The following is a 21037-nucleotide window of genomic DNA, read 5'->3' on the forward strand; positions in this document are numbered from 1 at the left end:
GCATTCAGGATGCCCGCGTCATCGTTGACGATTTTCGCGAGCAAGCACGCTCCTACAGAAAGCCCACTCCACCTCCCGAGGCGCGATTATGTCCATCTACAACAAGCTTGACCTGACTGGCTGGAAACCCCGGCAACTGACGTCCCAGGAAGTGCGCTTCGCCACCTGGATCGCGTTTTTCGCCTGGGTATTTGCGGTGTACGACTTCATCCTGTTCGGCACCTTGCTGCCGGAAATCGGCCGGCATTTTGGCTGGGGTGAGGTGGAACAAGCTGAAATCGCGACCTGGGTGGCGGTGGGGACCGCCGTGGTCGCCCTGGCCATCGGGCCAATCGTCGACAAGCTGGGGCGCCGCAAAGGCATCATCTTCACCGTGGCCGGCTCCGCGCTCTGCTCGGCGCTGACCGCCATCGGCGGGGCATGGGGCAAGTCGCCGCTGATCCTGATCCGTTCGCTGGGCGGCCTGGGGTATGCCGAGGAAACCGTCAACGCCACCTATTTGACCGAGCTGTATGGCGCGTCAGAAGACCCGCGACTGACCAAGCGCCGCGGCTTCATCTACAGCCTGGTGCAGGGCGGCTGGCCGGTCGGTGCACTGATCGCCGCAGGTTTGACCGCGCTGTTGCTGCCGGTCATCGGTTGGCAGGGCTGCTTTATCTTCGCCGCGATCCCGGCGGTGGTGATTGCGATCATGGCGCGCAAGCTCAAGGAGAGCCCGCAGTTCCAGATCCACCAGCGCATCAGCGAGTTGCGCAGAAGTGGCGCGGTGAGCGAGGCACAGAACGTCGCCGTGACCTACGGCGTGGATTACGACGAACACAGCAAGGCCGGCCTCAAGGCCGCATTCCGTGGCCCGGCCCGTCGCGCCACCCTGGTGATCGGCGCCGCGCTGTTGCTCAACTGGGCGGCGATCCAGGTGTTCAGCGTGCTCGGCACGTCGGTGATCGTCAGCGTGCACCACATCTCGTTCGAGAACTCGCTGATCATCCTGGTGCTGTCGAACCTGGTGGGTTACTGCGGCTACCTCAGCCACGGCTGGATGGGCGACAAGATCGGCCGCCGTAACGTGATCGGCCTGGGCTGGATGCTCGGCGGCCTGTCGTTTGCCGGGATGCTGTTTGGCCCGAGCAACATGGCGATGGTGGTCGGGCTGTACAGCCTGGGCCTGTTCTTCCTGATCGGGCCCTACTCGGCGGCGTTGTTCTTTATCAGTGAAAGTTTCCCCACCAGCATCCGTGCCACCGGTGGCGCGATCATCCATGCGATGGGCCCGATTGGTGCCGTGGTCGCCGGGTTTGGCGCCACCCAGGTGTTGTCCGCCGGCAGCGATTGGCAGACCGCCGCGCTGTGGTTCGGTGCCGTGCCGTGCTTTTTGTCTGGCGTCCTGATGTTTGCCGCGCGCCATGTGCGCCCGGAAACCGTTCAGTAAGGAGTGATTGATGAGCCGTAAAGTTGCCTTGATTACCGGTGCCGCCAGCGGCATCGGCCAAGCCCTCGCGGTGGCCTATGCGCGCTGCGGCGTGGCGGTGGTGGGTGGGTATTACCCGGCCGACCCCCATGACCCGCACACCACGGTGTCCCTCGTGGAAAACGCCGCTGGCGAATGCTTGATGCTGCCGCTGGACGTGGGCGATAGCGCCTCGGTAGACGCGTTGGCCGCCCAGGCGGTGCAGCATTTTGGTCGCCTCGACTACGCGGTCGCCAACGCCGGCTTGCTGCGTCGCGCACCGTTGCTGGAGATGACGGATGCGCTGTGGGACGAGATGCTCAATGTCGACCTGACGGGGGTGATGCGCACTTTTCGCGCGGCGACGCGGCATATGAAGGAAGGCGGCGCGCTGGTGGCGATTTCGTCGATAGCCGGCGGCGTCTATGGCTGGCAGGAGCACAGCCATTACGCGGCGGCCAAGGCCGGTGTGCCGGGGTTGTGCCGGTCGCTGGCGGTGGAGCTGGCGCCGTTGGGCATTCGTTGCAATGCGGTGATTCCGGGGTTGATCGAGACGCCGCAGTCGCTGGATGCGAAGAGCTCCCTGGGGCCGGAGGGCCTGGCCAAGGCGGCGCGCGCGATTCCATTGGGTCGGGTGGGGAGGGCGGATGAAGTGGCCTCGCTGGTGCAGTTTTTGACCAGTGATGCGTCGAGCTATCTGACCGGACAGAGCATCGTCATCGACGGTGGCCTGACTGTGCGCTGGCCTGACTGATGTACTCGATCCTAATGTGGGAGGGGGCAAGCCTCCCTCTGATCGAGCATAAATAAGGATTAAATCTTTTCATTAATCGACCGAATTTTTGTGGCGAGCAGGCTGTTGTGGCAATCGGGCTGTTCTGGTGAGCGGGCTGTTGTGGCAATCGGGCTGTTGTGGCGAGCGGGCTTGTCCCGCGTTGGGCCGCGAAGCGGCCCCTGACAAAGACACCAGCGCTGTGTCAGGTACGCCTCAGAGGCTGGTTTTGGGGCCGCTTCGCGGCCCAACGCGGGACAAGCCCGCTCGCCACAGAGGTAGTGGGAGCTCCCACATTGAAACTGTGTTTGATTCAGGAGAATTACCTATGCCCCAACTCACCCATCGCCGCGCCGTGATCACCGGCGCCGGCAGCGGCATCGGTGCCGCCATCGCCCGCGCCTACGCGGCTGAAGGCGCACGCCTGCTGCTGGCCGACCGTAATGCCGCCAGCCTTGCCGAAACCGCCATCGCCTGCCGCAACCTCGGTGCCGAGGTCTTCGAATGCCTGGCCGATGTCGGCACTGTCGAAGGCGCCCAGGCCAGTGTCGACCGTTGTGTCGAACACTTCGGCGGCATCGATATCCTGGTCAACAACGCCGGTATGCTCACCCAGGCGCGTTGCGTCGATCTCTCGATCGAGATGTGGAACGACATGCTGCGCGTCGACCTCACCAGCGTGTTCGTCGCCAGCCAGCGTGCCTTGCCGCATATGCTGGCGCAGCGTTGGGGGCGGATCATCAACGTCGCCTCGCAACTGGGCATCAAGGGTGGCGCCGAACTGACTCACTACGCCGCTGCCAAGGCCGGGGTGATCGGCTTTACCAAATCCCTGGCCCTGGAAGTGGCCAAGGACAACGTGCTGGTCAACGCCATCGCTCCCGGCCCGATCGAGACGCCGTTAGTGGGCGGTATCAGCGACGATTGGAAGCGCGCCAAGGCCAAGGAACTGCCCTTGGGGCGCTTCGGCCTGGCGGACGAAGTGGCGCCCACCGCCGTGCTGCTGGCCAGTGAACCGGGTGGCAACCTGTTCGTCGGCCAGACCCTGGGCCCGAACTCCGGCGACGTGATGCCATGAGCGGGCGATAACCATGTGCGGACTCTGCGGACTGCTCGGCGAAGACCTGCACTGGAGCGACCCCCTGGGCGACGAGCTGCCCCGGCGCCGAGAACGCCTGCGCCGGATCGCCGCGATCAACCAGGTACTGGCGGCGTTCCGGCTCAAGGTCGAAGACTTTCAGGGGGCCTCCTACCTGCTGCTGGGCGCTACCGGTAAACAGGCATTGGCCAGCGGGCTGGATCAACTCTGGCAGGCGGCCGAAACCATGCTCGGTCGCCCGCTGGATCCCCTCGACCCCCAACTGCTCGATCACTTGGAAAACAGCCCCCTGTAGGAGCGAGCTTGCTCGCGAAAAACGTCAACGATAACGCGTGTTTCCTGAATGAACGCGGCGCCTGTGAGTTTTTCACGAGCAAGCTCGCTCCTACAGGGTGCGGAGATAAATATGAGCATCGCACTGAATGTCATCACCGGCTTCCTCGGCAGCGGCAAGACCACCTTGCTCAAGCGCCTGCTGCACGGCGAAAGCCTCGGCGACACCGCGTTGCTGATCAACGAATTCGGCGACGTCGGCATCGACCATCTGCTGGTCGAAGAGGTGGCCCCGGACACCGTGCTGCTGCCCAGCGGCTGCGTATGCTGTTCGATCCGTGGCGAGTTGAAAGACGCGCTGCTCGGCCTGTTGCAACGCCGCGAGCGCGGCGAAATCCCGGCCTTCAAACGGGTGATCCTGGAAACCACTGGCCTGGCCGACCCGGCGCCGATCCTGGCCACCCTGAACAACGACGTGCAACTGCGTGGGCGCTTTCACATTGGCCTGATGATCACCCTGGTCGACGCCTGCCACGCCGCCCTGCAAGAACGCCTGCACCCGGAATGGCTGGCCCAGGTCGCGGCGGCGGATCGCTTGCTGCTGAGCAAGACCGACCTGGAAGGCGACTGCGCGCCCCTGCGCTCGCATTTACAGGCGCTCAATGCCGGTACGCCGATCCTCGATACCCATGACATCCACAGCGGCGACCAGTTGCTGCTCGGCGAAGGCTTGCGCAGTGCCGAACCCGTCGTGGAGGTCAGTCGCTGGCAACTGCACCAACCCACGGCCGCCACCCACGGCGCTGCGCAAGTGTGCTGCCTGACCTTCGACCAGCCATTGGATTGGGTCGGCTTCGGGGTCTGGTTGTCGATGCTGCTAAGATGCCACGGCGAACGAATCCTTCGCGTCAAAGGACTGCTCAACGTGAACGCAAGTTTGGCCCCCATCGTTATTCATGGTGTGCAGCACTGCCTGCATGCCCCGGTCCACCTGCCGGCCTGGCCAGGTACCGAGCGGCAATCGCGCCTGGTGTTCATCCTGCGCGGCCTGGACCCGGCGCAGTTGCGTCGCTCGTTCGACGTGTTCTCACGGCGGTTCGCTGCATGATCACATTGCGCGTGCTCGGTACGTCGGTAACGCTGCTCGAATGCCTGCGTGTGCGGGCCGAACAGGAGTTGGGCATTCGCCTGGTGTACCAGGTGCACGATGTCGAACAGGCCCAGCGCATCGCAGTGATGCAGCCCGATAGCTACGACCTGTATGACCAGTGGTTCCACAACGTCGACTTCGTGTGGCCGGCGCGGGCAATCCAGCCCATCGACACCCGGCGCATCGCCCTGTGGCACGAGATCAACGACCTGCCCAAGCGTGGCCGCCTTTCGGCCCATGACCGCCTGGGCAGCGGCAGCGTGCCCAGCGAGCGCCTGTTCGTACAGCACGACGGCAGCCTCGGCAGCACCGTCACCGAACGCATCAGCATGTTGCCCCTGACCCACAATGCCGACAGCTTTGCCTACCGCCCCGAGCGCCTGCCCGAAGGGTTCAGCCACGGCAATGAAAGCTGGGGCTGGCTGCTCGACCCCGCCTGGAGCGCGCGCACCGCGTTGCAAAGCGACGCCGCCATCGGCGCCCTGGACGCCGCGCTGGCGGTGCAGGGCGCCGGGCTGGCGACGTTCAAGGACATCGGCAACATGAGCATCGAAGAGATCGATGTACTCGCTGACATTCTGGTGCGCAAGCAGAAGGAAGGGCACTTCGCGGCGTTCTGGTCGGACGATGAAGAAGCCGCGCAATTGATGCTCAGCCCGAGCATCGATATCCAGAGCCTGTGGTCGCCCACGTTGATGCGCTTGCACCGGGCGGGGGTGAAGTACCGTCTGGCGGTGCCCCGCGAAGGCTATCGCGCCTGGTTCGGCGGCCTGTCCCTGTCGCGGCATGCCCAGGGGGCGGTGCTGGATGCGGCGTATGCGTATCTCAATTGGTGGTTGTCCGGTTGGCCGGGCGCGGTGATGGCGCGCCAGGGTTACTACATCGGCAACCCGGCGCGCAGTCGCGACCACCTGAGCAGCGCCGAATGGGATTACTGGTATGCCGGCAAACCTGCCCGTGAGGAATTGCTTGGCAGCGATGGCTTGCCGCTGATTGATATCGGCGAAGTGCGCGACGGCGGTTCCTATGAGCAACGCATGGGGCATATCGCCGTGTGGAACTCGGTGATGGATGAGCACAACTACCTGGTGCGTCGTTGGGGGGACTTTATGCGCGCCCGTGGCTGACGGCCCGCCCAACGTTTGTCGCCAATAAAATGACAGCGAAGTCCCCGGTTTTATTGGGTGCACTTGTCCTTGCTCCCAGCTAATCTGCTAAAACTGAATATCCATCGACGATGGATATTTTTTTGACGCCAGGTCAGCAGTTCGCGAGGGACGCGCTATGACACAGGGACGCAGTGGCATAAAACGACGAACGCTGCCAGAGGGCACGGCAATGGCGTGGCGCCACACGTTTCAAACTCGTATCGCCGGAGTGCTGGTGTTGCTGCTGCTGGTGGTGGTCGGCGCCACCTACCTCGCCGTCAAGGCCGCCACCTCCCAGGCTGTGGAAAACCAGGCCCAGGTCCAGTTGAAGACCGGCAGCCAGGTCTTCGAACGCCTGCTGGAACTGCGGGGTCGCCGCCTGCAATACGGGCTGGATTGGCTGACCGCCGATGGCCCCTTCAAGCAAGCCGTGGCCGAGGGCCAGGCCACACCGATTCTGGCCGCCGTGCGCCGCCACGACAGCGGTATCCGTTCCAGCCAGGTGTTTGTGCTGGGGCTCGACGGCAAGGTGATCGCCAGTACCTTGCCGCTGCTGAGTCGCGGTCAGCTGTTTCCCTACGATGCGGCGTTGCGCCAGGCACGGCGCAGTGGCTTGCAGATGTTGATCGTGGCCATGGACGGGCGACCCTACCTGCTGGTGCAGGATGAAGTGCTCGACCCGTTGCCCATTGCCCGAGTGGTCATGGGCTTCCCCATGGACAAAGGGTTCGCCCATGAATTGCGCTCCATGAGCAACCTTGAGGTGTCGTTTCTCAGTGTGCAGGACGGCCGTCCCGGCACGCTGTTCAGCACCCAGCCCGACGCCTACCAGGCCACTGTGTTCAACCTGTTACGCGACACACACCTCAAGCGTGACGCACAGATCACGTTGTTTTACGGGCAACGCGTGCTCAGCCAAGTGCTGCCGCTGGCCAATAACGGCGATGGCGATGGCGATGGCGATGACGTGCGCGTGCTGCTGCAAAGTCCGTTGGACCATGCGCTGGAGTCCTTTGCCCCGCTGGACCGGCAGTTCCTCGGGATTGCCCTGGCGGTGCTACTGGTGTCATTGGCCGGCGCGCTGTTCCTGGCGCGCCGTGTGTCACGACCGCTCAATGCGCTGGTGGAGGCGGCCGGACGCATTGGTGCCGGTGATTACCGCACGCCGGTGCGGGTGCGCAGCCACGACGAATTCGGCCTGCTGGCCCGCGCCTTCAACGCCATGCAAAGCGGTATCGCCGTGCGCGAGCGGCAACTGGCGCATAACGCCTTGCATGACCCGCTGACCGGCCTGCCCAACCGCGCCCTGGCCATGGAGCGCCTGGGCAGTGCGATCAGTGCAAGGCGGCCCGTGGTGTTGCTGTACCTGGGCATCGAGAACTACCGGGTGATCAACGAAGGCTTCGGTCCCGAGGGCGTCGAGGAAATGCTGCGCGAAGCCAGCCGCTGTCTGTCCATGAGCCTGTTGGCCAGCGACACGGCCGCGCGCATCACCGGCAGCGAATTTCTGCTGCTGCTGGAAAACACCGAGATCGACCGCGCCGTGGCCCGCGCCGACCGGCTGTATGCACTGCTCACCGAGCCCCAACGCATCGGCAATGACGAACTGCGTCACGAAGTCAGTATCGGTATCGCCGCGTACCCCGCCGATGGCCAGCAGGTGGAAGAGTTGATCGGTCGCGCCGCCATCGCTCGTCACGATGCGGCAGCGCTGCCAGGCTACCTGCAGATCTACCAGCAGGACCGCGACCTTGCGCACCAACGTCAGATCACCTTGATCCGCGACTTGCGCCGGGCCGCCGTCGAAGGCGAACTGTTCCTCTGCTACCAGCCCAAGCTCGATCTCAAACAGGGCGACGTGCGCCAGGCCGAAGCCCTGCTGCGTTGGCAGCACCCGAGCCTGGGCCTGGTGTCTCCGGCCGAATTCATCCCCTTGGCCGAGCGCACCGGCAGCATGCGCGGCCTGACCCAGTGGGTGATCGAAGAAGCCATCCGCCAGGTGGGTGAATGGGCACAGCGCGGTATGTCGATCCAGCTGTCGGTGAATATTTCGGTGGATGATCTGGGCGATGATGACCTGGCCACTCGAGTCACCACCTTGCTGCTGCAATACGGCGTATTGGCCCAGCAGTTGATTTTCGAGATCACCGAAAGCGCGATCATGCACAACCCGCAACAGGCCCTCAGTGTGCTGGACCGGTTGCGTGGTTGCGGCATCAGCCTGTCGGTGGATGACTTCGGCACCGGTTATTCGTCGTTGGCGCAATTGCAGCGCCTGCCGGTGCAGGAGTTGAAAATCGACCAGTCCTTTGTACGCAACCTCGACAGCACCAGTGGCGATGGAGTGATCGTGCGTTCCACCATCGAAATGAGCCACAACCTGGGGCTCAAGGTGGTGGCCGAAGGGGTGGAGTTCGAGCCGAGCCTCAAGCTGCTCAAGCTGTGGCATTGCGACACTGCCCAGGGCTATCTGATCAGCCGGCCGCTCAGTGCCATGGCGTTCGAGATGTGGATGCGGCGCGAGCGGGTACCGCTATAACGACGGGTGCAGTCCACCGCCTCTCCCATATTTTGATTTTCTTCGCTCATGAAAAAGGCGGCTACCTGTGAGGGTAGCCGCCTTGGTTTGCCGCCGATACAGCTTAATCCGGCAGTTTGAACGCCATCACGTAGTCACCCTGCTTGGTGCCCAGGGAACCGTGACCGCCGGCCATGACCAGCACGTATTGCTTGCCGTCCTTGCCGGTGTAGGTCATCGGGGTGGTTTGCGCGCCGGCTGGCAGGCGACCTTCCCACAGTTGCTTGCCGTTTTTCACGTCATAGGCACGCAGGTACTGGTCGAGGGTACCGCTGAGGAACGCCACGCCACCGGCGGTGGTGAAGGTGCCGCCCAGGCTAGGCACGCCCATGGTCAGGGGGATTGGCACGGGCGAGCTGTCGCGCACGGTACCGTTCTTGTGCATCCAGATGGTTTTGTGGGTGGTCAGGTCGACCGCTGCCACATAACCCCACGCCGGTGCCTGGCACGGCAGGCCCATGGGCGACAGCATGGCTTCGAGGATCACGCCGTAGGGCGCGCCTTTGTTCGGCTGTACGCCTTGGGTTTCGCTGATGCGCGGGCCTTGCTTGGCGATATCGGCGGCCGGGATCAGTTTCGATTTGAACGCCATGTAGCTCGGGTTCACGAAGGCAATCTGGCGTACCGGGTCGACGGAAATGCCACCCCAGTCGAACACGCCGAAGTTACCTGGGTACACGATCGAACCTTGCAGCGATGGCGGAGTGAAAGCTCCGTCGTAGCGCATGGACTTGAAGTCGATACGGCACAGCAGTTGGTCGAACGGTGTCACGCCCCACATGTCGCGCTCTTTGAGCGGCGGTGGCATGAAGTTCAGGTCGGACTTCGGTTGGGTCGGCGAGGTATGGTCGCCAGCGACTGCGCCTTGCGGCACTGCCACTTCGTGGATCGGCACCACCGGCTGGCCGGTTGCGCGGTCCAGGACGTAGATGCTGCCTTGCTTGGTCGACGCCATCACCGCTTGCTTCACGCCTTCAGCGGTCTTGATGTCGATCAGCGAAGGCTGGCCGCCCACGTCCATGTCCCACAGGTCATGGTGGGTGAACTGGAAGGTCCACTTCACATGGCCGCTGTCGATGTCCAGGGCTGTCAGGCCGGCGCTGTATTTTTCCGAGTCTTCGGTACGGTCGCCGCCGTATTGGTCAGGCATCTGGTTGCCCATCGGCAGGTAGAGCATGCCGAGCTTTTCATCCACGGCGAACATGGACCACATGTTCGGCGAGTTGCGGGTGTAGGTCTTGCCCTCGGCCAGCGGCGTGGTGTCGTCGGGGTTGCCGCTGTCCCAGTTCCACACCAGCTTGCCGGTGTGCACGTCGAACGCGCGGATCACGCCGCTGGGTTCGTCGGTGGAGACGTTGTCGGTGACGTGGCCGCCGATCACCACCAGGTTCTTGGTCACGGCCGGTGGCGACGTGGAGTAGTAACCGCCTGGGGCGAAGCTGCCGATATTGGCACGCAGGTCGACCTGGCCTTTGTCACCGAAGTCTTCGCACATCTTGCCGGTGTCGGCGTTCAGGGCGATCAGGCGTGTGTCGGCCGTCGGTACGAAGATGCGTTTCGGGCAGGCATTCGGCGCGACGGCGGGGCTGGCGCTTCCGGTGGGGCTCTGCTCGGACGCGTAGACGGCGTCATCGTGATACGACACGCCACGGCAGGTCATGTGCGCCCAACCCTTGAAGTTCTCGGCACCTTCGGTGCTGATCTTCGGATCGAAACGCCAGATTTCCTTGCCGGTATCCGGGTCGAGGGCGATGACTTGGCTGTGCGGGGTGCATACGTAGAGCATGCCGTTGACTTTCAGCGGGGTGTTTTCCGCCGTGGTCTCACCCGGGTCGTTCGGGCCGGGGATGTCGCCGGTGCGGTAGGTCCACGCCGGGACCAGCTTATGGGCGTTTTCCGCTGTGATCTGCGCCAGGGGCGAGTAGCGATCGCCATAGGCGGAACGACCGTAGGAGTTCCAGTCGCCATCGGCCTGGGCCGGTGCCGCGCTGGCCATGCCCGGTACCGCGTCGCGGTCCAACTGGCCTTTGATCTCACCGGGGTTGGTGAACTGGCTGGCGATGGCTGCGGCGCCCGCCAGAACCACGGCCACGCTCAGCGCGCCGGTGCCCAGCGGGGCCGGTTGGCCACGCAGCAACGGACGGCGAAACCATGGGAGCAACATGACGATACCCAGGGCGAACAGCAGTGCCAGGCGCGGCACCAGTTGCCACCAGTCCAGGCCGACTTCCCAAAGTGCCCACACGGTGCTGGCGAACAGCACCAGTGCGTACAGGCCCAGCGCAGCGCGGCGGGTGGCCAGCAGCAAGAGGCCGGTCAAGGTGATGCCGATACCGGCCAGCAGGTAGTACAGCGACCCGCCGAGCATCGTCAGCTTGATACCCCCGGCCAGCAAGGCCAGGCCCATGATCAGCAGCAAGACTCCAAGCAGCCTGGGCAGCAGGCGACTTGGACTTGAGGCACCGTCAGTGCTCATAGTTGTGTTTCTCCGTTACGTTGGAATTATGTAACCCCGTGCTTCACTGTAGATGACGATTCGGCGCGGGCTTGGTTCAGCGTTCATTCGGGTTTTTCTGTGGATAACTGGGTTATCCACAGGCGGGCGATTTATACCCAGGCGCAGGTCGGTGCAAGACAGCGCTGTCTCTGTTGCGAGGGGAATTCTGCAAGATGGGGTCGACCGGAGAATGAAACGTTTCAGTTTATTGCGGCAAGGATAATGGGAGGACGCGCCGAGAGAAAGCGCAAATCGCAAGATGCATCATTTCCGATTTGGTAACAGTGATTGTGGCAAGCCCGAATGCCGTTCAGTTAAGGCAGAACACCGTAACTGTGGCGATCGGGCTGGCCTGTGGCGAGCGGGCTTGTTGTGGCGAGCGGGCTTGCCCCGCGTTGGGGCGCGAAGCGCCCCATTACAGGCAATGTGTTTTTAACTGACACACCGCGTTGCCTGGTTTTGGGGCTGCTGCGCAGCCCAACGCGGGGCAAGCCCGCTCGCCACAACAAGCCCGCTCGCCACACCAAGTCCGCTCGCACAACAAATCCGCTTGCCACACCAGGCCGGCTCGCCAGCTCCCACAGGTAGGATTCGCGGGTTTTTTTAGAAGGTGGTGCGTATGCCGAATTGCACGCTACGCCCCGGTGCCGGTGCGATATCACGCAGGATCGAGCTGGCGTACCGCACGGTCTGGTTGGTCAGGTTCTCACCGTTGACGAACGCCAGCCACTGGCTGCCTCCCACATTGAAGCGATACCCCGCGCTGGCGCCCAGGGTGGTGTAGCCATCGGTGCCGCTTTCGTTATCTGGCACACGGCCTTGGCCTGCGGCATGTTCCAGGTCGATGCGCGCCTGCCAGCGGTCCAGTTCCCATAGCAGGCCGCTGTTCAAGCGCAGCGGTGCAATACGCGGTAAGGCTTCGCCGGTGTCGAGGTTGGTGGCGCGGGTGTAGTCGCCCGACAGTTCCAGCGCGAACTTACCGTAGGCGCTTTCGCCGAGCTTCCAGTGATCCTGGGCTTCGAAGCCGGCGAAACGGGCGCGCACGCCGGAGTATTCATACTCAGGGATGCCGCCTGCGTCTTCTTCGCCTTCGTCGTTTAGCGTACGACCCGTTCCCAGCAGCCCGATGTAGTTGGAGAAGCGGCTGTAGAACACACCGAAGCTGCCCTTGTGGGTGCCATTGTCAAAGCGCAGCGCCAGGTCGCTGGACACCGCTTTTTCTTTCTTCAGGTTGGCATCGCCCAGTTCGTAGGTGCCGGTGGCGACGTGGGCGCCGTTGGCGTACAGCTCATAGAAGGTCGGTGCGCGTTCGGTGTAGCCCAGGGTCGCGGCCACGGACCAGACGGGTGTGAGGGTGTAGACCGCCCCGGACGACAGGCTGCCGGCGGTGAAGTCATTGGCCTTGTCGGCATTGGCGAAGCGCGCGTTGCCTTTGGCGTCCGGGTCCACACGGGTGTGTTCCAGGCGCCCGCCGAGACTGAGTTTCAGGCGTTCGGTGGCCTGCATGTCCTCAAGGATAAACAGCGCGCCAGCGTTGGTGTCGGTTTGCGGTACGAAGGCTTCTTCACCCAGGGCCGAGAACTCATTGCGAGTCACTTGCGCGCCGACCACGCCGTCGAACGGGCCGATTGGCTGGTGGCGCGCTTCAACCCGCGCTTCATAGCCCTTGTTCTTGAAAATCGTGCCGGTTTCACCGCCTTCGATTTCGCGGTGTTCGTAGTCGGTGTAGCCGGCGTCGAGTTTCACCGAGGTAAACGGGCCTTGCAGGTTGCGCATCTCGGAGGCGAACGCGTAGTGATCCTGCTTCATGCGGATGCGCACATCCTGCTCGGCGGGGGAGCCGTAGTTACTGTCATAGCTGCTGTAGGACAGCCCGGCGTAACCATCGTCCCAGGTGTAGGAGCCGCCGACTGCACCGCCGTCCTGGCGCCCGTCACTGTTGCCCAGACGGCCATTTTTACCGGGGCCATCTTCGTTCTCAGGCGCATGGCGGCTGCGGGCAAAGCCTGGGATTTTCAGGTCGTTGAATTCCCGCGCGTTGGCGTCCAGGTGCAGGGCGAAGGTGCCATTGCCGGCTTCCAGTTTGCCGGCGCTGCTGCGCGTGGTGTCGGCGCCGCCGTAGCGCAGTTCACCGGCACCGTGGATGCCTTCGATGGCTTCGGTGGGGATGCGGTTGTCGAAGGTATTGACCACGCCGCCGATGGCGCTGCCGCCATACAAGAGGGCGGCCGGGCCACGCACGATTTCAATGCGCTCGACGTTGACCGGGTCCAGCGGCACCGCGTGGTCGTAGGACAGTGACGACGCGTCCAGCGCGCCGACGCCATTGCGCAGGAGGCGAATGCGGTCGCCGTCCTGGCCGCGAATGATCGGCCGGCTGGCACCGGGGCCAAAGTAGGACGACGACACACCCGGCTGCTTGTTCAGGGTTTCGCCGAGGCTGCCTTTTTGTTGCAGGGTCAGGTTATCGCCTTCGAGCACGGTGGTCGGCGACGCGAGTTGTTCGTTGCCCAGCGGGTTGCCGGTGATGACCTGGGAGGGCAGTTCCAGGGCGTGGGCTTCGGCGCTGATCAACAGGGCGGCGGCCAGGGGGGACAGGCGCCAGAGAGGGGAGCGGGACATCATACATTCCTTGGCAAAACAGCAAAAAAGAGAAGGCTGAAACGGTAGTGAAAGGCTGGATTTTGGTAATTATTGTTACAATATAACATCTCTTTTTTGGCTGAAAAGGGGAACTTTTTCCCAGGGGCTATATTCAATGCGGTGCTTCCACCTGTACGCCCCGTCGGCTAAGGTGCGCGGCTGTGTTTCCTCTTTTTGCAAAAGGCCCGGCATGACCGCGACAAGCAACGACCCCCTCCACGGCGTGACCCTTCAGCACGTCCTCACCACCCTGGTGGAACATTACGAATGGGCGGGCCTCGCCGAGCGCATTGATATCCGCTGCTTCAAGAGCGACCCGAGCATCAAGTCCAGCCTCACCTTCCTGCGCAAGACCCCCTGGGCGCGCGAAAAAGTCGAAGGGTTGTACGTCAAGTTGATGCGCACCAAACGCCCGCTGGACTGATGACATGAAGCGGTATGTGGCGGCAGCGGCGCTGGCCGGTTGGACAGGGTTGGCGATTCAGCAGTACCTGATTTTCTATTCGCGCTGGCAAGCCGGTGCCAGCCTGTTGGGCGGGTTGATCAACTTTTTCAGTTTCTTCACTGTGCTCACCAACACCCTGGTAGTCGTGGTGCTGAGCTATGCGCTGGTCAACCGCGAGTCTGCCGCGAAGCGGTTTTTCCATTCACCCAGGATCAGCAGCGCGATTGCCGCGAGCATCATCGTGGTAAGCCTGGCGTACAACCTGCTGCTGCGGCATTTGTGGAGCCCCACGGGCTTCCAATTCATCGCCGACGAATTGCTGCATGACGTGATGCCGGTGTTGTTTTTTATTTACTGGTGGCGCTGTGTGCCCAAGGGTAGCTTGCGCGTCAGGCACATCGGCGCATGGGTGGTCTACCCGTTGGTGTACTTCGCCTATGCGCTGCTGCGCGGTGACCTGCTCGGGCAATATCAGTACCCGTTCATCGATGTGAGCACCCTCGGTTATCCACAGGTCTTTGTGAACGCGGGGGGGATCCTGGCGGGGTTCGTGGCAATCGCCCTGGGCCTGGTGGGGCTGGACAAAGTCATCAAGCCCCGGTCCTGACTCATTCTTCTTCAGTGCCTTCGGCACGCCAGTAACCGACGGCCTTGAAGAACGCTTGCATCGCCCTGGATCAAATCGCTTTCCTCCAGAAAAGTCAGCGTCGGGTAGATCACGCCTGAGCTGGGGGTGTACGCGCCATCGAACAGGCTTTCGATCTGACAAATCAGCTCATAGCCATGACACGGCTGTTCGACGATCAATGCCGGCAGCAGCAGCTTAAGGTCGCCGGGCAAGCACCTCTGTGTGTATCAATATATAACTTGAGATATATCTTGTTATCTGTCCAAGGGCTACCCGCAGGTGGTCTTGGGAGGGGTGTTAATTATTTAACGCTTAAAGGCAATTAATACCGTCAACGCCCGTGTTTTTTTATCTTGGTGAGAACTTTCTTACATATTCGTTCTGCAAGTCATTCAGATTAATCTTCGAGTAGGCTGTTTCTTACAGTTTATTTTGATGATTTGATCGTGTTCGTTAATTTTCCTACTTCTCTTGGTGTTGCGGGGCTACGCAATGATGAGAAACGTACGGCTTACATAAATCCAATTGTAATAGAAGCTTTCCTGGCCTTGAGCGTGTCCTGATTTGCAATACAAATAATTGGAAAAGTAGTTTTGCGTGCTATTGCATGAATCGCACTTTTACCAAGAGGGAATCAGATACAGACACCTGTTCGGCGCTTGTTTGATAAGTCCTGCGCACTACTTCGGCAGGGTTTCCTTATGACGTTCATTGATGTGTGAGTATTGGCAAATGAAAACCAAAATGAAAACTGCGCTGTTGTCTATTGGCTTGTTGGTAGGGGCGACCTCCGTTGCTCACGCCGCAGATGGAACAGTGACGTTCATCGGTTCGGTCCACTCGGGCGCCTGTTCGATCAAACCTGACTCGGTGGATCAGACCGTTCAACTGGGGGCGATCGCAAAGCATCAGTTGCAGTCGGGAGGGAAATCTACTGCCCGGCCTGTGCGTATTGAACTTGAAGGCTGCGACTTGACCGGCCTTACGGATAAGACGGTGACCACCACCTTCACCGGGGCACCGTCCAGTGCCGTGCCGGGCGCAATCGGCACTGTGGGTGGCGCGGGCGGTGTGGGCGTCATGATGACCCATGGCGGCAAACTCATCGAACTGGGCGTCCCTACAACGCCGCAGGCCATTGGCGTCGGTGACAACACCCTGGAGTTCGGGGCCTACGTACAAGGCGCCGCTACGGATCCGATCATCCCGGGTAGTTTCAGTGCGGTAACCAACTTCACCTTGGCTTATCAGTAAGTTGTTCCCCCGCCACTCAGGTGGCGGGGGACACTGGCGGGAGATAACGGTGAAAACATTCATAAACCTCGCTATCACCTCTTCATTGGCGATGTTCATCAGCCCTTTGGTTTTCGCGCAGGCACCTGCACAAGGTGCTGGAGTCGTCACACTCGGTGGAGAGGTCATCGACTCAGCGTGCGGGCTGGAACTGGCCAGTGTCGATCAATCCATCGAGATGACGCCCGAGCCCATTGGCCGGCTCTTGCGGAACACGATAGGAGCCCCCCACCCCTTCCAGCTACGCCTGGTCAACTGCTCATTGACTCGACCTGACCCGTCGCGTCCGGGGGCAACGCTGCCTGATTGGCAGCACCTGCAAGTCACGTTCGACGGTCCTCGCGATAGAAACGGGCGCTCGTTTGCCGCCCTCGGTGATTCACAGGGGATTGCCATTCATATCTGGGATGCGGCTGGCCAAGAGAGTGTTCCGGGCGAGCCGATGGCTCTGCTTCCGTTGGCGGAAGGTGACATGACACTTCACTACACGCTTCGCCTGGTCGGAAACGGACTGCCGCTGATGCCTGGTGCTCACAGTGCCGCGGTGCGATTCAAGTTGGACTACTTTTGAACAGTGATGGGTTGCTTTCATGTTGAATGCGTCGAAGATCAAAAATAACCTCCGCCCGAGTCTCTTTGGCGGGTTGATGTCCCTGGCAGGCACTGTAGTAGCGGCCGGTGATATCGAGTTCAATACCGATGTTCTTGATCTCAGTGATCGCACCAATATTGACTTGTCTCAGTTTGCGCGTAGCGGGTTTATTCTGCCGGGCACCTACTCGATGGTTGTACAGGTCAATAGCCAGCCTATCGCTGAGCAGTCGGTGGCGTTTTATCCCCCTGACGATGATCCCAAGGGCAGCCAGGCGTGCTTATCGCCCGATCTGGTGGGGCAACTGGGCCTCAAAGAGTCTGGCGCCGCCCCGCTGACGTGGTGGAAAGGCGGCGAATGCCTGGATATTCAGGGGCTGCCGGGCATGGAAGTCAGTGGCGATCTGGCGAGCTCCACGCTGAATATCAACCTGCCCCAAGCTTACCTTGAGTACAGCGCCATCAACTGGGATCCGCCCTCGCGTTGGGATGACGGGGTGCCGGGGTTGCTGGTTGACTACAACGTGACCGCACAATCCAACCACGAGAAGAATGACAGGGTTCGCCATAACGTCAGCGGTAACGGAACATTGGGGGCCAATGCCGGGGCTTGGCGTCTGAGGGCGGATTGGCAGGGACGTGTCGACAAAGACCGCGAGCGCGCGTCCAGCCAACCGAAGCTGGAGTGGAGTCGTTACTACGCGTATCGCGCCATTCCCGAGTTGAAGGCACGACTGGTGGTGGGGGAGGACTACCTGTATTCGGACCTGTTCGACAGCTTCCGCTTTACCGGTGCCGCGCTCAATTCGGATGAAAGCCAGCTACCGCCGAACTTGCGAGGTTATGCGCCTGAAGTGGTCGGCGTGGCCAAAACCAATGCAAAGGTCATCATCAGCCAGCAGGGGCGTGTGCTGTATGAAACGCTGGTGGCGGCAGGACCGTTCCGTATCCAGGACCTTCACGACGCAGTCAGCGGCAGGTTGGATGTGCGCGTGGAAGAGCAGGACGGTTCGGTACATACCTTTCAACTTGATACGGCAGGCGTTCCTTACCTGACGCGTCCGGGACACATTCGTTATAAGTTGGCGAGTGGACGCCCGTCCAATCTTCAGTACGGGGCCGATGGCAATTTCTTCGGCAGCGGCGAGTTTTCTTGGGGGATCAGCAACGGCTGGTCTCTGTATGGCGGCGGTATCACCGATAACAACTACCATGCGGTATCGGGCGGGGTCGGTCGTGACCTGTTGGCGTTCGGCGCCATATCGCTGGATGCGACTCAGTCCCACGCCCGTGTGTGGAACGAGACACTCTCCGGCAAATCGTACCGACTTCAATACTCGAAGAACTTTGAGCAATACGACAGCCAGATCACCTTTGCCGGGTACCGCTTTTCCGAGAAAAACTATTTGAGCATGAGTGAATACCTTGATGCCCGTCATTACGGCAGGAATGGCGAGCGCGCGGGGCTCAATGAGTATGGTGAGTACAACGGAAGTTGGAAACCTATTGGCGGTAGCAAGGCACTTTATACCGCGACGATCAATAAGCAGTTTCGCGACTTGGGCGCGACTGTGTATGCCAGTTACAACAAACAGACTTATTGGTCGCGCCCGGCCACCCATCGCTGGAACTTGTCGGCGTCACGTTATTTTAATGTGGGGAGCGTCAAGAACATGAACATGTCCCTGAATATGTTCCGCACCCAGGAATATAACTATAAGGATAATGGCATGGCGCTGACGGTCAGCCTGCCATTGGGTCCCTCCGGCACGCTGTCGCTGGACGCTAACAGGATTGCCGGCAAGAACAACTTTTCAACGCGCTACAGTGATCGCCTCGATGAGCGTAACAGCTACCAGCTCAGCGCAAGCGACAACGCCGCCAGTGGCTACCTGAGCCATATTGGCGACCAGGCCGACATCGATCTCAGCGTCAGTACACAAGAAGGCAATAAAAGCAGCATCGGTATGTCCGCGCGCGGCGGCGGCACGCTCACGCCTTACGGTGCGGCCCTCCATCGTACCAACAGTACGGGAGGAACACGCCTGATGGTCGATACCGCCGGGGTACCCGATGTGCCTGTGCGGGGTTACGGCACGCCGACCCGTAGCAATGCGTTTGGCAAGGCGGTCATCTCCGATATCGGCAGCTATCAGCGTACGGCGGCCAGTATCGACCTGGAGCGTTTGCCCAACATGGTCGAAGCCACTCAGTCGGTCACGCAACTGACGCTCACCGAAGGAGCTATCGGTTATCGATCCCTGGACGTGATTTCCGGTGCAAAAGCCATGGCAGTGCTTCGCCTGCCTGATGGCAGTTCACCGCCCTTCGGCGCGACCGTGAAAAACACAAAGCAGCAAGACACCGGGATTGTGAACGACGGCGGCAATGTCTACCTCAGCGGTATTCAGGCCGGCGAGCAGATGACTGTCAGTTGGGCAGGGGCCGAGCGATGCGTCCTCACGCTCCCGGTCGTTCTACCGGCTGATGGCTTGACCGATGCCCTGCAACTGGGCTGCCGCATGGTCGCCGCTGATCAATCCTTGCCCGAACCCGCGGACCTGACCGGGAAGCACATCCATACGGAGAACACATCCTCATGATGCTGAATACGCGCCTCACACGCCAGGCTTTCACGCTGCTGGCCCTGGGCTTGAGCCAGAGCGCCCATGCCGCTGTCGGCCTGGATCGTACCCGAGTGATTTTTGATGGTGGCAAAGATGCCACCAGCGTGAACATCACCAATAACAACACGCAGCTGCCGTATCTGGCCCAGGGCTGGATCGAGGATGAAGAGGGCAAGAAAATCACCACGCCCCTGATCGTCCTGCCGCCGGTTCAACGTTTGGAGCCCGGCAAACAAAGCCAGGTGAAAGTTCAGGCGTTACCCGCGGCCAAGTCGCTGCCCCAGGATCGGGAGACGGTGTTCTACTTCAACCTGAGGGAGATTCCACCGCGCAGCGATAAAGCCAATACCCTGCAAATTGCGCTGCAGACCCGGATCAAACTGTTCTATCGACCGCAATCCATTGCGCCCAGCCAGCAAGACTTGTCCAACCCCTGGCAGGAAAAGCTGATCCTGACCCGCGCAGGCGAGCGTTATCAGGTCAACAACCCTACGCCTTACTACGTGACCCTCGTGGATGCACGCAGCACCAAGGACGGCAAAACCGTGCCGGGCTTCGAACCCGTGATGGTCCCGCCCAAAGGTTCGTTGGACCTGGGGCCAACGGCCCAGGTACTCGGCACGAGCCCTTACCTGGCCTACGTGAATGATTACGGTGGCCGTCCGCTACTGGCCTTCACCTGCAGTGGCGACACTTGCAAAGTGAACGCGCACGCTTCAACGCCCAATGAGTAGGGCCTGCTGCCGGAGAACGTCATGAAGTCGCACACTGTGAAGGCCTTGGGTGGCCTGTTGCTGGCCTTTGTGGGGGGCGTGCACGCCGCGGATGATGTCGAAGGCATGAATGGAATGCTGAACATCTCCGGGGCCATGCATGAAACGCCCTGCAGCCTGGAGATGACATCACTGCATCAAACGATTGATCTGGGCGCTGTGTCGACCAGCCGGTTGCAACGCCCCGGCGATCAGGCCACTCCCGTGGCATTTCAACTGCGTTTTACCGACTGCCACCGCACCGCCGGCAGCATCCGTAATGAACGGACGGGGAACCTGACATGGAGTGCCTTTCAACCCGTACTGTCGGTGGCGTTCCTCGCGCCCGCCGATGCCGATGACCCCCGGCTGGTCAAAGTGCAAGGTATCACCGGGATGGGGCTGCGGCTGACCGATGCACTGGGGCGTGACGTGCAGCTGGGGTCAAGGGGCGAACCTTTGTTCTTGCCCCTGGGCGGTAACACCCAGACCTGGCATGTACAGCCCACCCGCACTCCCGCGCCGCTGAGCAGCGGGGCATTCAGGGCCGTGGTGGATTTCAGGCTCAATTATGAGTAGGGGGAGAACGATGGCAACCGCAACCGGCCCGTGGGCCATTCTTATCGGTGCTGGGCTGCTATGGGCGCTTGGCCAGGGTGTGCAAGCTGACACCAGTTTGACCATCCGCGCGACCATCATCGCGCCGCCACCGTGTGTGATCAACAGCGGCAGTACGCTCAATGTGCCGTTTGGCAATGACCTGCTGACGTCGAGGATCGACGGCGTGAACTATCGCCGGAATGTGCCTTACACCGTCAGGTGCGACTCGCCCTTCAGCAACGCGTTGACGCTGGAGCTCAAGGGCACCGGGGCTGCGTTCGACAATCGTGTGCTCGTGACCCGCAAGGCGGACCTGGGGGTCAAGCTGTTCGTCAACGGCGCTGACTGGCCGCTGAATACCGCCGTGAACTTTACCTACCCCAACGTTCCGGTCGTGCAGGCGGTCCCCGTCAAACGCGCGGGCAGCAAACTGACGGGAGGGGCATTCGATGCGGCTGCCACTCTTGTGGTCGATTACCAATGAAGAGAAACGA

At 61.4% G+C, this 21037-nt stretch carries 17 protein-coding genes and 1 pseudogene; 15 read left to right on the top strand and 3 right to left on the bottom strand.

Features of this window, described 5'->3' with window-relative positions; translation table 11 throughout:
* Window positions 1-88: 88 nt before the first annotated feature.
* The 7 genes from AB7933_RS07165 to AB7933_RS07195 all read left to right on the top strand — a co-directional run bounded on the left by AB7933_RS07165 (window position 89) and on the right by AB7933_RS07195 (window position 8428).
* Window positions 89-1429, top strand: coding sequence for an MFS transporter (locus tag AB7933_RS07165; protein WP_024073635.1), 1341 nt, complete (start codon window positions 89-91; stop codon window positions 1427-1429).
* Window positions 1430-1439: 10 nt separating this feature from the next.
* Window positions 1440-2201 carry an SDR family NAD(P)-dependent oxidoreductase gene (locus AB7933_RS07170; RefSeq protein WP_024073636.1) on the top strand — a complete coding sequence of 254 codons (762 nt, stop codon included), beginning with the start codon at window positions 1440-1442 and terminating at the stop codon, window positions 2199-2201.
* Between the two features lie 346 nt (window positions 2202-2547).
* Window positions 2548-3297: an SDR family NAD(P)-dependent oxidoreductase gene (locus tag AB7933_RS07175; protein ID WP_024073637.1), complete on the top strand. Its 750-nt coding sequence runs from the start codon at window positions 2548-2550 to the stop codon at window positions 3295-3297.
* A 13-nt stretch (window positions 3298-3310) separates the two neighbouring features.
* Complete coding sequence (locus tag AB7933_RS07180) at window positions 3311-3613, top strand: hypothetical protein (protein WP_024073638.1); 303 nt, start codon at window positions 3311-3313, stop codon at window positions 3611-3613.
* Between the two features lie 111 nt (window positions 3614-3724).
* Complete coding sequence (locus AB7933_RS07185; RefSeq protein WP_041160848.1) at window positions 3725-4699, top strand: CobW family GTP-binding protein; 975 nt, start codon at window positions 3725-3727, stop codon at window positions 4697-4699.
* Complete coding sequence (locus AB7933_RS07190) at window positions 4696-5868, top strand: ABC transporter substrate-binding protein (protein WP_024073640.1); 1173 nt, start codon at window positions 4696-4698, stop codon at window positions 5866-5868. Before AB7933_RS07185 ends, AB7933_RS07190 begins: the two co-directional genes overlap by 4 nt.
* Window positions 5869-6079: 211 nt before the next feature.
* On the top strand, window positions 6080-8428 hold the full coding sequence (locus tag AB7933_RS07195) for a putative bifunctional diguanylate cyclase/phosphodiesterase (protein ID WP_024073641.1): 2349 nt from the start codon (window positions 6080-6082) through the stop codon (window positions 8426-8428).
* 103 nt (window positions 8429-8531) lie between these two features.
* On the opposite strand, the gene AB7933_RS07200 is transcribed toward AB7933_RS07195, so the two are convergent.
* On the bottom strand, window positions 8532-10943 hold the full coding sequence (locus AB7933_RS07200) for a glucose/quinate/shikimate family membrane-bound PQQ-dependent dehydrogenase (RefSeq protein ID WP_024073642.1): 2412 nt from the start codon (window positions 10941-10943) through the stop codon (window positions 8532-8534).
* Window positions 10944-11567: 624 nt separating this feature from the next.
* Complete coding sequence (locus AB7933_RS07205; protein WP_024073643.1) at window positions 11568-13586, bottom strand: TonB-dependent receptor; 2019 nt, start codon at window positions 13584-13586, stop codon at window positions 11568-11570.
* 211 nt (window positions 13587-13797) lie between these two features.
* Between AB7933_RS07205 and AB7933_RS07210 the strand changes: the two genes are divergently transcribed.
* On the top strand, window positions 13798-14031 hold the full coding sequence (locus AB7933_RS07210) for a VF530 family DNA-binding protein (protein ID WP_024073644.1): 234 nt from the start codon (window positions 13798-13800) through the stop codon (window positions 14029-14031).
* Between the two features lie 4 nt (window positions 14032-14035).
* Window positions 14036-14659: a Pr6Pr family membrane protein gene (locus AB7933_RS07215; RefSeq protein ID WP_024073645.1), complete on the top strand. Its 624-nt coding sequence runs from the start codon at window positions 14036-14038 to the stop codon at window positions 14657-14659.
* Window positions 14660-14715: 56 nt separating this feature from the next.
* Here the strand turns inward: AB7933_RS07215 and AB7933_RS07220 are convergent.
* Window positions 14716-14892, bottom strand: a pseudogene (locus AB7933_RS07220) (PadR family transcriptional regulator); the annotation flags it as partial.
* A 532-nt stretch (window positions 14893-15424) separates the two neighbouring features.
* Here AB7933_RS07220 and AB7933_RS07225 point away from each other — a divergent pair.
* Genes AB7933_RS07225 through AB7933_RS07250 form a run of 6 tightly spaced genes read left to right on the top strand, consistent with a single transcriptional unit; the run spans window position 15425 to window position 21027 of the window.
* On the top strand, window positions 15425-15934 hold the full coding sequence (locus AB7933_RS07225; RefSeq protein ID WP_041160849.1) for a fimbrial protein: 510 nt from the start codon (window positions 15425-15427) through the stop codon (window positions 15932-15934).
* A 49-nt stretch (window positions 15935-15983) separates the two neighbouring features.
* Complete coding sequence (locus AB7933_RS07230; protein ID WP_024073648.1) at window positions 15984-16544, top strand: fimbrial protein; 561 nt, start codon at window positions 15984-15986, stop codon at window positions 16542-16544.
* A gap of 19 nt (window positions 16545-16563) precedes the next feature.
* Window positions 16564-19167, top strand: a complete 2604-nt coding sequence (locus AB7933_RS07235) for an outer membrane usher protein (protein WP_305453111.1) — start codon at window positions 16564-16566, stop codon at window positions 19165-19167.
* The gene (locus AB7933_RS07240) at window positions 19164-19925 is read left to right on the top strand and encodes a fimbria/pilus periplasmic chaperone (RefSeq protein ID WP_024073650.1); all 762 of its coding nucleotides are present in this window, start codon (window positions 19164-19166) and stop codon (window positions 19923-19925) included. Before AB7933_RS07235 ends, AB7933_RS07240 begins: the two co-directional genes overlap by 4 nt.
* Window positions 19926-19946: 21 nt before the next feature.
* A complete protein-coding gene (locus AB7933_RS07245) occupies window positions 19947-20522 on the top strand; it encodes a fimbrial protein (protein ID WP_024073651.1) in 576 nt (191 codons plus the stop codon).
* Window positions 20523-20532: 10 nt separating this feature from the next.
* Window positions 20533-21027, top strand: coding sequence for a fimbrial protein (locus AB7933_RS07250; protein ID WP_024073652.1), 495 nt, complete (start codon window positions 20533-20535; stop codon window positions 21025-21027).
* The last annotated feature ends 10 nt before the right edge of the window (window positions 21028-21037 follow it).

The sequence above is a fragment of the Pseudomonas gorinensis genome (assembly GCF_042015035.1).
Classification (GTDB): Bacteria; Pseudomonadota; Gammaproteobacteria; order Pseudomonadales; family Pseudomonadaceae; genus Aquipseudomonas; species Aquipseudomonas gorinensis.

Excerpts from the sequence above, each read along its gene's own strand:
- AB7933_RS07165 (WP_024073635.1), top strand. The coding sequence starts at position 89 with ATGTCCATCTACAACAAGCTTGACCTGACTGGCTGGAAACCCCGGCAA.
- AB7933_RS07170 (WP_024073636.1), top strand. The coding sequence starts at position 1,440 with ATGAGCCGTAAAGTTGCCTTGATTACCGGTGCCGCCAGCGGCATCGGC.
- AB7933_RS07175 (WP_024073637.1), top strand. The coding sequence starts at position 2,548 with ATGCCCCAACTCACCCATCGCCGCGCCGTGATCACCGGCGCCGGCAGC.
- AB7933_RS07180 (WP_024073638.1), top strand. The coding sequence starts at position 3,311 with ATGTGCGGACTCTGCGGACTGCTCGGCGAAGACCTGCACTGGAGCGAC.
- AB7933_RS07185 (WP_041160848.1), top strand. The coding sequence starts at position 3,725 with ATGAGCATCGCACTGAATGTCATCACCGGCTTCCTCGGCAGCGGCAAG.
- AB7933_RS07190 (WP_024073640.1), top strand. The coding sequence starts at position 4,696 with ATGATCACATTGCGCGTGCTCGGTACGTCGGTAACGCTGCTCGAATGC.
- AB7933_RS07195 (WP_024073641.1), top strand. The coding sequence starts at position 6,080 with ATGGCGTGGCGCCACACGTTTCAAACTCGTATCGCCGGAGTGCTGGTG.
- AB7933_RS07200 (WP_024073642.1), bottom strand. The coding sequence starts at position 10,943 with ATGAGCACTGACGGTGCCTCAAGTCCAAGTCGCCTGCTGCCCAGGCTG.
- AB7933_RS07205 (WP_024073643.1), bottom strand. The coding sequence starts at position 13,586 with ATGTCCCGCTCCCCTCTCTGGCGCCTGTCCCCCCTGGCCGCCGCCCTG.
- AB7933_RS07210 (WP_024073644.1), top strand. The coding sequence starts at position 13,798 with ATGACCGCGACAAGCAACGACCCCCTCCACGGCGTGACCCTTCAGCAC.
- AB7933_RS07215 (WP_024073645.1), top strand. The coding sequence starts at position 14,036 with ATGAAGCGGTATGTGGCGGCAGCGGCGCTGGCCGGTTGGACAGGGTTG.
- AB7933_RS07225 (WP_041160849.1), top strand. The coding sequence starts at position 15,425 with ATGAAAACTGCGCTGTTGTCTATTGGCTTGTTGGTAGGGGCGACCTCC.
- AB7933_RS07235 (WP_305453111.1), top strand. The coding sequence starts at position 16,564 with ATGTTGAATGCGTCGAAGATCAAAAATAACCTCCGCCCGAGTCTCTTT.
- AB7933_RS07240 (WP_024073650.1), top strand. The coding sequence starts at position 19,164 with ATGATGCTGAATACGCGCCTCACACGCCAGGCTTTCACGCTGCTGGCC.
- AB7933_RS07245 (WP_024073651.1), top strand. The coding sequence starts at position 19,947 with ATGAAGTCGCACACTGTGAAGGCCTTGGGTGGCCTGTTGCTGGCCTTT.
- AB7933_RS07250 (WP_024073652.1), top strand. The coding sequence starts at position 20,533 with ATGGCAACCGCAACCGGCCCGTGGGCCATTCTTATCGGTGCTGGGCTG.